Raw genomic sequence first — 14,602 nt, 5'->3', positions numbered from 1 at the left:
TTGCAAAATCACGGTGTTTATGGTATACTTATCTGTCACGCAACAGGAATTAACACGTGTTCAGGAAATGGTGAAAAACCCCTGTCTCCCCAAAAACGCCACAGTATGGGTTAAGAAGAGCAAACCACTGCCACCAATGGATGACAGCGGTTGAGGTTCGATAAATGTAAAGGATGAACGGAAATGAAACGAATGAAAGAACTCAAAGTGCAGCAGCATTTGGAGAAACAGCTTCAGACACTTACTTCTGAAATCGAAAACAGTTCCGAGGAAGCCTACCTCCGAAAAATACAGATAGAACTGGCAGAAAAAGCGGCAATGCTTCAGCTGATTACTGACAACATGTTTGACTTAATAGATACAACCACCCCTCAAAAAATAGCGGAAGATATGCGTAACCTCACGGGTGCGGCCTATGTTGTTTTCAACCGGTTTGATGATAAAGGGCTTGACTTTACCACACTGGCCATCACCGGCACCTCAGAGAATCTGTTAAAGGTAACTGAAATAATGGGATTTAACCCCATTAACAAAAAGTGGCCCCATGATCCGGTCCGTCAGGCCAAGATCCAGAATGAAACCCTGGCCACATTTGATAGTATGGAAGCTTTAACGGGAAAGGTTCTTCCGATTCCGTTGATCCGTCTGATTGAAAAAGCATTTAATATTGGTCCGGTGAACTTGGTTAAAATCATGAAGAAAGAGCTAATGTTAGGAGATTTCACTCTGATCATGCCCAGGGGCGGCCAGTTAAAAAATCCGGAACTGGCGATCTTGTATGCGACACAGGTGGGATTATATCTGGACCGGGAGAATGTCATGCACCGATTGCAGCAGGAGCGGGATCTCTTTGTCTCGGGTCCGGTTTTGACCATTGCCTGGAACCCGCATGACGCAGGCAATGTTCTGCAGGTTTCCGAAAACGTAGTGGAAATACTGGGGTACACTCCCGAAGAAATGGTGGATGACACTTTTAACTATGACAATCTGATTCATCCGGGAGATGTGGAAAGGGTTCGCGCCGAATCGGTTGCGTATCGGAAGCAGAAGATCAAAAATTTCAACCAGTCCTACCGTCTGAAAACCAAATACGGTACGTACCACTGGTTTTATGACCAGACCCGGTGCATCATCGATTCTGAAGGGGAAATTCTGGAACACCGTGGGTATCTGATGGACCAGACACCGTTGAAAGAAGCACAGGAGTTGCTGGCGAAAGAACGGCAGCGGTTGGCAGACATTATTAAAGGTACCCGGGTGGGCACCTGGGAGTGGAACGTGCAGACCGGAAAGACGACGTTAAATGAGCGGTGGGCCGAAATGGTGGGATACACCCTGGCAGAACTGGAACCAACCAGCATTAACACCAGGAACCGCTTTGTCCATCCGGATGACTTGCAGGCTTCCGAAGCCCAGTTGCAGGAAGTGTTCAGCCATCAGCGAGACCACTACGACATTGAATACCGTATGAAACATCGGGATGGCCACTGGGTCTGGGTGCAGGACCGGGGAAACGTCATTTCCTGGACAGCAGACGACATACCACTTTTGATGAGCGGCACCCATACAGATATTACTGAAAAAAAACTGGTGGAAAAGGCCCTTGAAGAAAGCGAAAAAGCGTATCGGGCCTATACAGAGCAATCGCCACTGGCCATTTTTGTTACCGATAGAGCTGGAAAGTATCTGCGGGCAAATCCGGCAGCCTGCACCTTAACGGGCTATACAGAGGAAGAATTAATAAAACTGACCATTAATGATCTGACACCACCGGAGTTCAAAGACCAGGACCAAGCCCGAATAAACGAAGCAGAAGAAAAAGGCACTGTCGCTGCAGAATTCATTGGGCTCAAAAAAAATGGTGAACGCTATTGGGGCCGCATCCACATTTCCATCATTAACGAAAACGAAATCATGGGGATTGTGGAAGATATTTCTGAGCGCAAGGAAATGGAAGTAACGTTGGCGTCCAAGCAAAAGGAGTTGGAAACATATTTCACCTCCAGTCTGGACTTGCTTTGCATCGCCAACACAAACGGCACCTTCATCCGCTTAAACCCGGAATGGGAAAAAGTGCTGGGGTATTCTCTGGAAGAGCTGGAAGGAAAAAAGTTTCTGGATTATGTTCATCCGGAAGATTTACCGGCTACCATGGAAGTGATTCAGAACCTGAAAAACCAGGAGGAAGTCAGCAGTTTTACCAACCGGTACCGTTGCGCCGACAACACCTATCGCTGGATTGAATGGCGGTCAAGACCGGTGGGAGAAGTGATGTATTCTGTGGCGCGGGACGTCACAAAAAAGTTCAAGCAGGAAGAAAAACTGCTGGAATTTACTGCCATGCTGGAAATGAAAAACCTGGAGTTGGATGTGGCCGCTCACCAGGCAGAGCAGGCCAGCCGAACCAAGAGCCAATTCTTGGCCAACATGAGCCACGAAATACGTACCCCGATGAACGGTATCCTGGGGTTTTTACAGTTGCTGCAAGAAACTAAAACAGACAAGCAGCAGGCCACCTACATCAACTACATCAAAACCTCCAGCGAAATTTTGCTGAGCCTCATCAACGATATTCTTGACCTGAGTAAAATCGAATCAGGAAAAATGGAACTGGAAACCATCCCCTTCGACCTGCGTTCAGCCCTTGAAGCCGCCGTGATTCCCCAGGCACACCGGGCTCACAGCAAAAATCTGGAGCTGCATCTCTTAATGCGCCCCTGTCTGCCCTTCCAGGTGAAAGGAGATCCAACCCGGCTCAGGCAAATTGTCACCAATTTGGTGAGCAACGCCGTGAAATTCACAGAAATCGGAAATATTGCCGTGGAATGCAGTCAGATAAATGAAAGTGATACCGTCAGTACCGTTGAAATTCAGGTGAGAGACACCGGCATCGGTATTTCTGAAGAAGCGGTCAGCCGTCTCTTTGAATCTTTCACCCAGGCAGACGCTTCCAATACCCGGGAATACGGCGGCAGCGGTCTGGGTCTTGCCATCAGCCGCGATCTGGCACACCTGATGAAGGGCACCATCACTGTAGCCAGCTCTCCCGGAGAAGGAAGCACCTTCACTCTGACCCTTCCACTTGAAAAAGACCGAACGCCCTTACCTCAGCTGGCCAGTCACCAGGTATTAAAAGGTAAGCACATCATGGTGGTGGATGATGATGGGTCAAACCGGGAGATCATCCGCACCTACCTGGAAGAAGCCGGTTGCCGGGTGACAGAGAGCGCGCGAGGCACCCAGGCACTGGAACAGATTATCACAAAGACAGCCAACCGTGAAAACATTCACTGCGCCCTGCTGGACCAGCAGATGCCTGGTATGGCGGGAGAAGCCATGGCCTTTGCCTTGAAAGCCATACCAGACACCAAAGATATTCCCTTGTGCCTCCTGACCTCTGTCATGGAACCTGGCAGTGCTAAAACAGCAAGTGATATAGGCTTCAGCGCTTACCTGACCAAACCCCTCAGCCGGCGTGATCTGCTGGACACCGTGGCCAGTCTGGTGACGGGATTGAAAAGACACCAAACCCCATCCCTCATCACCCGCCACAGTCTCAGGGAAGCCCACGACAATGAGCGGATCAAGGTGCTGGTGGTGGACGACCAGCCAGTCAATCAGGCTTTGGCAGTGCAGTTGCTGCAAAATCGGGGCATGAGCTGTGACGTGGCTCAAAATGGCCTGGAAGCTATCGAAGCCTGCCGGCAAAAAAATTACGACTTGGTGTTAATGGACATTCAGATGCCCGTGATGGATGGCCTGGAAGCCACCCGACAGATTCGGCAACTGAAAGGGATCAAACAGCCCCGAATTGTCGCCATGACCGCCCACGCCATGAAAGAAGATGAAACCAGATGCCTGAAAGCCGGCATGAACGCCTACCTGGCCAAACCGCTGGACTTTATGGAAATCAACGTCCTGCTCCAGGAAGATGTCAACATGACCATTAAAAAAGAGGATGAAGGGCTTTCGCCGGGTCCGACGGAAGCAACTGAACCTGAAGCCGCGCTTGCCAGTAGTCCGGGTATTCGGTCAAAAATCATACAAAATCTGATGAAAGAAACCGATTTTGACGGAGCGTCCACAGAAACACTGCTGAAACAGGGAACGGATGCCTGGTTGGAATTGGCTGATGAGATGGCATCTGCCCTTGAAGTAGAAGACTGGAAAGCAATCAAGCATAAACTTCACAACTTCACCGGGTCGGCCGCTAATCTGCGGGCAGTGATATTTAAAGAACTGACTTCGCAAGCAAAAGTACAGGTCGCCGCAAAAGACCGAGAAAAACTGGGCGAGACACTGGCTGAAATTCGGACCATTCTTGACCGTATGAAAGCTGAAGAGTCACAGATGAAGTGAAATGTGACAACCTTCGAATAGATTGATTGCAGGTTCAAGTTCTGCATGTACGTCATATCTACCAACGTTTTCAAGTGTTGGTAGATTTTATTTTGCGAATAGTGTCATGAAAGTGTCGGGTATGCCTTCAGATACTTTGACAAAATATCAGGCGGAGACCATGAATCATGATTTGCCAGTTTGTCGACGCCACGCCCAGGCTGTTGGATTTGCAATAAACATGAATGGATAAGTAGATGTTGGATCTGCCGGAATATTTCGATTAAAACACATGAATTGAGGTATAATGAAGACTAAATGAACGATAAATTAAGTTGATTTACAGAAGAGAGTGAAATGAGGTGTCAGAACTGAAGAAACCAACAATTCTTATTGTGGATGACAATCCCAACAATCTTACCATTTTAAATGAGCTACTAAGCCCTGCCTATCATGTCCGTGCATGTAAAAGTGGCTTGTCAGCATTGAAAAACGCCTCAATAGATCCTGTTCCCGACCTGATTCTCCTTGATATTATGATGCCGGAAATGGACGGCTATGAAACGTTACAGCGTCTTAAGAAAAATCCTGTTCATAAAGAAATTCCTGTTATTTTCATCTCTGGCCTTGACGGCAGCATCGACGAAGAGCGGGGATTTCAAATGGGTGCGGTTGATTACATCATAAAACCATTCATATCGTCCATCGTATTAAAACGGGTGAATGTGCATCTTGAATTAAAACAGGCAAGAGATCAATTGAAAAGCCAGAAAGAATGGCTGGAGATGGAAGTTGCCCGTCGTATTCGGGAAAATGTAATCATTCAGGATATTACACTCAGCATGATTTCCCAACTGGCTGAAACCCGGGATGTTGATACAGCTCACCATATCACGCGAACACAAAAGTATGTGGAGATTTTAGCCAATTGCATGAAAGAAATTTTCAAATATCAGGAAGTACTCAACGACAACTATATTGCCAGAATGGTTAAAGCAGCGCCGTTACATGACATTGGAAAAATTGGCATTCCTGACCATATTCTTTTAAAGCCAGGTAAACTGACGGCTGAAGAATTTGAAATCATGAAGAAACACTCGGCCATCGGAGGTGATGCCATTCGAAACGCCATCAGACAAGTGGTGGAAATCAACTCTGTCATCAGCGACCAGTTTAAACCACAAGCACTTCTATTTCTGGAAGAAGCTGAAACCATTGCTCGTTTTCATCATGAGAAGTGGGATGGTACTGGGTATCCTCTGGGACTTAAGGGAGACAAAATTCCTCTTGCAGCTCAGTTAATGGCATTGGCGGATGTGTTTGATGCAGTGACGGCACCAAGAGTCTATAAAGAAACCTGGACGATGGAACAGGCCATGAAAATGATTATACAGCAAAAAGGAAAACACTTTGCCCCCGATGTGGTGGGCGCTTTTGAAGTGGAGAAGGAGGCTTTCAAAAGGGTACTGCGTGAGGTTGCAGATGAAGCGTAAAGGGGAGGTGTAATCATGGCTGTCTTAACAGATCAAGCGCTGAATATCAGCGAGAGTGACTTGCGTCACATATTGGAGTATGCGCCATTTCCCATCATTATACTTCGGGAAGAGGATGGCATTTTTTGTTATGGAAACCGAAATGCAAGATCATACTTTGGAATCGACGCAGACGGTGGAACCGATCAAAACGCAGATGCCCTTTTTCTTCACTTTCAAGATCGCCAGAAATTATCAAACATGCTGGAAGGCCAAGATGCGATCAGTGATTATGAGATGCCCCTGTATAGTCGGAAGGGCCGGCAATATTGGGTGTTACTGTCAGCCTCTCATGTGACATATGACCAGCAGGCGGCCATCCTGGTTTCTGTTAACGATATCAGCAAACGAAAAGAGATGGAGAAGCATATTGAAAAGCAACGTGATCTTCTTGATTTGCATCAGCGCCTAATGGGAGAAATCATTAAACTGCAAATATCGACAGGCCATCATTTAAAGGAGTTTGTTTCAGGGGTGACCGAGTTGTTGGGGACACAGCTGAAATCAGGTCGCATATCAGTTTGGCAATACCAGGAAAACGAAAAAGTACTGTCGTGTTTGGATCTTTATGAATCAACCCAAAAATCACATGTTACTATGGATGATCTTGACACAGGCACCTATCCAGCATTATTCAAGTACCTGGAAACCAACCGATGCATTCGAACGGAAGATGCACTCAAGAATCCTGTTACAAAGCAATATGCAGAGCAATACCTGAAGCCTGCGAAAAATCATTCATTGTTGTTTTGCCACATTGTTTCCGCAGGCAAAAAACTGGGGCTTATTGCATTTGAAAACATAAACGGGCAGCAGGCTTGCCTGACCGAAGAAATGATATTTTGCAATCAGGTGGCTGATCAGTTGGGATTGGCCATGATGGCACAAGACAGGGAGAAATTAACTGAGGAACTGCAGCAAAGTGAAGCAAATCTAACCAGGGCTCAAAAAGTCTCTCAAACAGGCCACTGGCGTGTGGATTTGAAGAGTAGTCAAATGGTGTGGTCAGATGAATCGTGCCGCATCTACGGGCTTGATCCTGGAACGTCTGTTAGCCTTGAGTTGTTCAAGAGTTTTATTCATCCGGATGACAAGAAAATTGTTGATAGCGCGGTTTTGGGATCTCTGGAAGGCATCCCCTTTTGTATCAATCATCGAATCATTGTCAATGGACAAATCAAGTGGGTGGAGGGCAGGGCAGAAATAGAGTTTGATGAAGAAGGGAATCCTTCCATTAGTGTGGGCACAGTGCAGGATGTCACAGAAAAGCATCTTATTATGAGAGAACTGGAAGAATATCGGACTCATCTTGAGAAAATGGTGGAACAACGCACCTGTGAACTTGAAGAGGCAAAGGCAGCAGCTGAAACAGCCAGTCAGGCCAAAAGCACTTTTCTTTCCAACATGAGCCACGAACTCAGAACGCCCATGAATGCCATTATCGGATACGCTCACCTGATCAAACGAGATCCGCTTTCCATCAGACAAATGGATCAACTGGATAAACTGACCATTGCGTCAAAAAACTTGTTGCAAATTATCAACGATGTGCTTGACTTGTCAAAAATTGAAGCCAATAAGTTAACGTTGGATATTCATGAATTTGAACCTGCCAGAATGGTTGACAATATTTGCAGCATGGTTGCCAATCAAATTGATAAAAAAGAACTTGATTTGGTCGTGGACCTGGATCATATCCCTTTTATGTTGAAAGGAGATGGGGTCAGACTGGGGCAAATACTGCTCAATCTGGTTAATAATGCGATTAAATTCACTGATTCAGGAAGCATTAAAATCAGGGGGAGGATCACGGGCAAAGAAAACGATGATAACGCACGAATAAGGTTGCGTTTTGAGGTGGAAGACAGCGGCATTGGCATGACGGAAAAACAGATGAACCGTTTGTTTCGGGAGTTTGAACAGGCAGATGAATCGACTACCCGGCGCTATGGCGGCACTGGTTTAGGGCTGGCAATCTGCAAGAAACTCACAGATCTCATGGGTGGACACATTGGTGTGACAAGTGTACCTGGAAAAGGAAGCCTTTTTTGGATCGAAATACCCTTTGAAAAATCATATTGTTACTTTGAAATGCCGGCAGAGTACCGAATACTTTCCGGGCTGAGAACCTTAGTCATTGATGACTCTGAAGAGGCAAGAGAAATCATGCATATCATGTTGGAAAACTTAGGGATGGAAGTTGAAACAGTTGAATCCGGCTATCGGGGAATTGAACGATTGACTCAGGCAGATGCACAGAACGAACCTTTTCACCTCATAGTGGTCGATTTGAAAATGCCGGGCCTGGACGGTGTCGATACCGTTATGCTGGCACAATCCCATCATTTGTCCCAGCCTCCCCAATACCTGATGATCACAGCTTACGGCTATGAAATTAAAGAACACGAGCTTCAGCGTGCTAAAATCGATCACGTGTTATTAAAACCCATCACACCTTCTCGCCTTTTTGATGCTCTTAATCAATTACTGTACCAAACAGATGCAGTGCCAAAGGGACGCCAGGCAGTTGGTCAACAAGGGAGCTATGAATGTGCACTTCGGGAACAAAGCAGGGGAAACGTGTTAATGGTGGAAGACAATCAAATCATTCAGGAAGTGAACGCACAACTTTTACAGAATGTGGGATTAAATCATAAAACAGTACAAAATGGCTTGGAAGCAGTTAGTGAAGCAATTTCGGGTGAATATGACATGATACTGATGGATGTGCAGATGCCGGTGATGGATGGCCTGGAAGCTACGCGACGTATTCGTGAGCACGAATCCTGCCGGAAGCTTCCCATCATTGCCATGACGGCCAGCGCTTTTGATAAGGATGTCAGAAAATGCCTTGAAGCCGGCATGAACGACCACCTTGCAAAGCCGGTGGATCCAGAAGATTTATACAAAATGCTGTTGAAATGGTTGCCCGGTAGTGGCTTGGAAAATAGTACCCACCAGGAGGTTTCAGAAGCAACCTGTGAAACGGTCATCAAAAACAATCAACAAAAACAGGCCTCCGCCTCAGAAATCAACTTTCTGAAGAAGTTGAAAAATAATAAGGGGTTGGATATGAAGCATGGAATCAGATCTGTTGGAGGCGATCATCGAATCCTGGTGAAATTACTCAATCAGTTTATCGAGCATGGAGGAAGTGATGTCTGCAGCCTGAGAGAGTACATACTGAATGAACAGTATAATCAGGTACTGAACATGGCACACAGCTACAAAGGAATATCGGGAAGCCTGGGACTGAAAGCCTTGCATCAGGCTGTGCAAGAATTGGAAGAAAGCCTGCGCATGAGCAGCGACACTGAAAAATGGAAAGCAAAAGCAGAACAAATGCATCACTTGCTGCAACAATCAATTGAATGGCTTCAACCTGCACTGCATCTTGAAGAGGAAGAAAATGCCGGGACATTTCAAAAGCTTGATGCCAATACACTAAATAATGAAATTGAGCAATTAATTAAACTCCTAAAACAGAACAACACCTTGTCAATACAGCAATTCGACAACATTAAGGATCACCTGGCAGATGCTCATCTGATTGAAGAGAGTCAGCTGGCACAAATCCGCTCATATATCGAGCGATTTGATTACGAAGAGGCGCTCATTCTGTTTCAGAACCTGCAAAAAAACGAATAATGGCAGATACACCACATGTATTTTCCCGTGGTAGCCCTGACAGCATGCATCAAAATTGGAGAATATCAGAGAAAACGCCCGGTACTGAAATCAGGACTATTTCAGTATTCCGGGCGCAGGATTCCTTGAAGATGTTTCTCATTCAGATGCGCTGGTTCACTGCCGGTTTTCCTTCAAAAGGTCTCGAATTTCCTGAAGCAGCACTTCTTCGGGTGAGGGTTCCGGTACCGGAGCAGGTGCGTCCGCTTCTTTCCTTTTGAAGCGATTGATTTGTTGCACGGCGATAAAAATCACAAAGGCAACGACGGCAAAATCCACCAGTGTTTGAATAAAAAGACCCGCCATGATTTCGCTCCCATTAACGGTGACAGCCAACTCTGAAAAATTGGGAATGCCAAAAACTGCAGCAATCAGAGGCATCACCAGATCGTTGACGAAGGACGCAACAATCTTTCCAAAGGCACCGGCGATGATCACCGCCACTGCCAGATCAATCACATTTCCTTTTACTGCAAAAGCTTTAAACTCGGCAAAAAACTTTTTCATAGGGCACCTCCAATTTAAAATTAAGGCAGTGGCTGATTCATGATGACATTTGCGGTGTTTGCATCCCACCCTCCAATAACGATTAATGAGCATAAAGGTGTTAAAAAATGTAAATACTCAACTGGTGGCGATTTTTACCCTGCATCCCCTTTCATGACTTTCACGGGCGTTTTCAATAAGTTGAATCACCTGTTTGCCTTCCTGGGCCGTGACTGGCAGAGGAGCACCCTTGAGAATGGCTGCAGCCAGAGCTTCGTAAAAGGCGTGGTAGTTTCCCGGCAGGGCGGTAACATGTCGACGTTCATCAATGGTATGCAATGTGCCCCACTGGCTTTCCGGCTCCTGTCCCCATGAGTCGTTTTTTTTGCGCATGCCCGCCCGAAGTGCTGCTTCCTGCACATCAAGACCGTATTTGACATAGGATCCCCGGGTGCCATGCACGGCAAACCGGGGCAGCGGTTCTTTCACCAGGGGGCGTGACAACAGCGTCACCTTCAGTTGCGGGTAGTCCAGGATGATTTCAAAATGGTCGTCAGCCTGCCCGCTTCGCAGGGAACGTATATCGGCAAAAAGACTTTCAGGCATACCGAAGAGAGCCAGGGCCTGATCTATGAGATGTGAACCCAAGTCGTACAAGATACCTGAACCGGGCTGCGGCTGTTCCCGCCAGGCGTCAGGATTCAAGTCTGGCCGAAACCGGTCATAGGCAGCTTCAAAAAGGCGAATTTCCCCCAGGGAACCGCCTGAAAGCACTTGCTTCAAGGTCAAAAAATCACTGTCAAACCGCCGGTTATGGTAGACGGTCAGCAACCGTTGGGTTCGCTGGGCCGTTTCCATCAGATCAGCCGCCTCTGCAACAGAAACAGTAAATGGCTTTTCCACCACCACGTGCTTGCCTGCCAAAAGGGCCTTCCTGGCCAGGGCGTGGTGAAATCGATTGGGAGTGGCAATGACCACCAAATCAATGGTTTTCAGTGAAATAAGTTGATCAGCATCAGTAAACACTCTGGCAGAAGGAAAGTGTTTGGCAGCCAGGAGCTGTTTGGCAGAGTCGCTGGTGGCAATTCCCTGAACCTGAAAGGCGGGAAGCGTCTCCAACAATGCTCCGTGAAAAATCTGACCGGAGAGCCCGTATCCTACAATACCCACCTGAATCATCTGCATCGCCTCGCTTTTATTGATTTCTCAAGCTCTTAAGCTCTTAAGCTCTTAAGCTCTTAAGCTCTTAAGCTCTCAAGCTATATTAACTGCTCAAATTCTAAAGTTCTTGATCTTGTGGATTCTTGGATGTGCAGACTCGAGAAGAACTTTAACACTCATCCAGCCAAATCCAACAAATTTTCAGCAGATATTCATTCGTTCATTACCCCTAAATGGCATTTGAAATCAGCAGAAGACACATCTGTCAATAAAATGAAATGATGAATAAAATCAATGGAAGCGGGTATGATGATGGTGGAAACTCAAAAAGATCGCGGAATCTCAAAAAGTTCAGGAATTAATAGCTGAGGAATCGTAACGCTGGTTCGCCGGAAACAGGAAACCATTGGAGGTGGTTCATTTGGCGCCATAACCTGAGCAGAGGATAACAGAAAGAGCGTCTATTGACAGTTTCAAAAGTCGGAATATTCCGATTTAACCTGAACGTTTTAACGGAAAGTGTCTAAGGAAGGGGTTAGATGTATGTATACAAACAGAAAAATGATGGCGATTTTGGTTGCATTTCTTTTGGGATTAACCCTCCTCTCAGGCTGCACCCCGGCCAGTGAACCGGCAGCCCCCAGTGAGCCGGCAGAACCGGCAGAACCGGCAGAACCGGCTGCTCCCAGCGAGCCATCTGCCAGCACTGGTCCTGAGGTGGGCATTGTTCTTCCCACCAGAGATGAACCCCGTTGGGTTCAGGATGAAACCCGGTTTAATGAAGCATTGGCAGATAGTGATTACTCTGTGGAAATTCTCTTCAGCCAGGGTTCTTCCTCCAACGAACTGCAAAACGTGGAATCTCTGCTCACCAAGGGCATCAAAGTGCTGATCATTTGCCCCCATGACGGCGATGCGGCGGCAGCAGCAGCAGACGCTGCCCGGGCCGAAGGGGTGACGGTTATTTCCTATGACCGTCTCATCACTGGAACCGAATCCGTTGATTACTATGTCACATTTGACTCCATTGCCGTGGGAGCCGCTCAGGGGCAATACCTGGTGGATCAAGCCCAGGGAAGTGACAATCCGTTGTATCTTTATGCTGGTGCAGCGTCCGACAACAATGCCTTCCTGTTCTTTGAAGGTGCATGGAATGTGCTGCAGCCCAAAGTGGCAGACGGCACCTTCCGAATCATCAACTCTTCCGAGGCCGTTAATCTTCAAGACAAGGCCACACTTACCCGTGATGAAATGGGTCGCATCATCAACCAGGTCACCACCAACTGGGATTTCAATGAAGCCCGCAATAAAGCAGAATCTCACCTGACTTCAGCCGGTGCTGCTGATAAAGGCGATGTCTACATCCTGGCACCCAACGACGGTACTGCCCGCTCCATTGCCGATACCTTCGCCACCGACGGCGATGTGACCAGCTTTGTTGTCACAGGGCAGGATGCCGAAATTGCTTCGGTTCAGTACATCATTGATGGCCGTCAGTCCATGACTGTTTTTAAGGATGTCCGGTCGTTGGTAAAAGATTCCATTGAAATGGCCCTGGCAGTACTGGATGGCCAGACACCTGACACCACCGGCAGCTATGATAACGGCGTCACCGATGTACCTGCCAAGCAGACAGAGGTCATTGTGGTTGACCAGGATAATGTGCAGGCAGCCCTCATCGATTCCGGCTACTATGAAGCTTCTCAGTTTACCGGGTTGTAAAGAGCGGCTTTCGGGCTAAAGTGAAAACCTTTGCCCATGGCAGTGATCAAGAGAATAGTGGAGGCAGACTGCTTTCACTATTCTCTTATGCCATTGGTGAAAGACCACTGATCAGCAGAGGTGAGTGAAGATGGACAAGACAACCCAACAATCGCCCTATATACTTGAAATGAAAGACATCACCAAGGAATTTCCAGGAGTGAAAGCCCTCGATAAGGTTAACTTCAGAGTTAAAAGAGGCGAAATACACTGCCTGGTGGGAGAAAACGGCGCAGGAAAATCCACATTGATGAAAGTCTTGTCGGGGGTATGGCCCCATGGCAGTTACAGTGGTGACATTCTCCTGAACGGCAGTGTGCAAACCTTTTATCATACCCAGGATAGCGAAAAGGCAGGCATCGCCATTATTTACCAGGAACTGGCCCTCATCCCGGAATTATCAGTCTATGAAAATATATTCCTGGGTCATGAGATTCACAAAAGGGGCCTGGTTGACTGGAACGAAACCATCATTAAATCAGGGGAACTGCTGGAACGGGTGCGCCTGAAGGTGAATCCAGAAGTGAAAGTCAAAGAGCTGGGAGTGGGCAAACAGCAACTGGTGGAAATTGCCAAAGCTTTCAGCAAGAACATTGACCTGCTGATTCTCGACGAACCCACCGCTGCCCTCAACGACGATGACTCAGAAAATCTGATGATGCTGCTGAAGGAACTGAAAGCCGAAGGCATCACTTCCATTATGATCTCTCACAAGCTGCGGGAAGTCATTAAAATTGCCGATACGGTGACGGTGATTCGGGACGGCCAGACCATTTGCTCCCTTGATGCCGCTGCCGGCGAAGTAACAGAACAGGCACTGATTCGCAACATGGTGGGGCGGGCCATCCACGATATCTTTCCCAAACGCGCCCCCAAAGAGCGCGGTGAAGTGGTGCTGGAAGTGAAAAACTGGAATGCCTATGATCCGGCTGCAGGTCGTTCCATCTTGAAGGAAATGAACTTAAAGGTTCACAAAGGCGAGGTGGTGGGAGTCGCCGGGCTCATAGGTGCCGGTCGCACTGAGTTGGCATACAGCCTTTTTGGGAATCCCCGCCACTATCAGATCAGTGGACAGCTCTTCATGTATGGCCAGGCGGTGACCTTCCGCCAGCCCCGGGAAGCCATTCAGGCAGGGTTGGCCTATGTCACCGAAGACCGGAAGCGGGAGGGCCTGATTCTCATACAGGACGTGAAAAACAATCTCTCCCTTGCCAATCTTAAAAAGCTTTCCCGGCGGGGCGTCGTGAATGAAAATGATGAAATCAACACAGCGGTCCAATACAAAAATGCCCTGACCATTAAAACACCGTCACTGGAACAAACCATCGGCAACCTCAGCGGCGGCAATCAGCAAAAGGTTTCCATCGGAAAATGGCTCTTCACAGAGCCTAAAATACTGATTCTCGACGAACCCACCAGAGGCATTGACGTGGGTGCCAAGTACGAAATCTACACCATCATGAATAAACTAATAGACCAAGGCTTGAGCATTATCATGATTTCATCGGAACTGCCGGAGGTGCTGAGCATGAGTGACAGAATCTATGTGGTGTCAGAAGGGCGCATCACCGGTGAAGTGAATGCCGCTGAAGCCACCCAGGACAAAATCATGGAACTGGCCACCATGTAGTGGTTGA

At 47.4% G+C, this 14,602-nt stretch carries 7 protein-coding genes; 5 read left to right on the top strand and 2 right to left on the bottom strand.

Going from position 1 to position 14,602, the window contains the following annotated elements; genetic code table 11:
• Positions 1–183: 183 nt before the first annotated feature.
• The 3 genes from QOL74_RS12400 to QOL74_RS12390 all read left to right on the top strand — a co-directional run bounded on the left by QOL74_RS12400 (position 184) and on the right by QOL74_RS12390 (position 9,518).
• Positions 184–4,359: a PAS domain S-box protein gene (locus QOL74_RS12400; RefSeq protein WP_283409810.1), complete on the top strand. Its 4,176-nt coding sequence runs from the start codon at positions 184–186 to the stop codon at positions 4,357–4,359.
• A 341-nt stretch (positions 4,360–4,700) separates the two neighbouring features.
• A complete protein-coding gene (locus QOL74_RS12395) occupies positions 4,701–5,831 on the top strand; it encodes a response regulator (RefSeq protein WP_283409809.1) in 1,131 nt (376 codons plus the stop codon).
• Positions 5,832–5,846: 15 nt separating this feature from the next.
• A complete protein-coding gene (locus QOL74_RS12390) occupies positions 5,847–9,518 on the top strand; it encodes a response regulator (RefSeq protein ID WP_283409808.1) in 3,672 nt (1,223 codons plus the stop codon).
• 156 nt (positions 9,519–9,674) lie between these two features.
• Here the strand turns inward: QOL74_RS12390 and mscL are convergent, their stop codons facing one another.
• Positions 9,675–10,064, bottom strand: a complete 390-nt coding sequence (mscL, locus tag QOL74_RS12385) for a large-conductance mechanosensitive channel protein MscL (RefSeq protein WP_283409807.1) — start codon at positions 10,062–10,064, stop codon at positions 9,675–9,677.
• A gap of 117 nt (positions 10,065–10,181) precedes the next feature.
• Entirely contained in the window at positions 10,182–11,222 is a 1,041-nt protein-coding gene (locus tag QOL74_RS12380) for an oxidoreductase (protein WP_283409806.1), read from the bottom strand.
• A gap of 525 nt (positions 11,223–11,747) precedes the next feature.
• Here QOL74_RS12380 and QOL74_RS12375 point away from each other — a divergent pair.
• Positions 11,748–12,926, top strand: a complete 1,179-nt coding sequence (locus QOL74_RS12375) for a sugar ABC transporter substrate-binding protein (protein ID WP_283409805.1) — start codon at positions 11,748–11,750, stop codon at positions 12,924–12,926.
• A gap of 130 nt (positions 12,927–13,056) precedes the next feature.
• Positions 13,057–14,595, top strand: coding sequence for an ATP-binding cassette domain-containing protein (locus QOL74_RS12370; RefSeq protein WP_283409804.1), 1,539 nt, complete (start codon positions 13,057–13,059; stop codon positions 14,593–14,595).
• Positions 14,596–14,602 lie beyond the last annotated feature (7 nt).

Origin of the sequence: Anoxynatronum buryatiense (assembly GCF_900182905.1) — a bacterium.
GTDB lineage: Bacteria > Bacillota > Clostridia > Peptostreptococcales > Tindalliaceae > Anoxynatronum > Anoxynatronum buryatiense.
The sequence above is the reverse complement of the archived record's forward strand: the minus strand, read 5'-3'. Positions and strand labels throughout refer to the sequence as shown.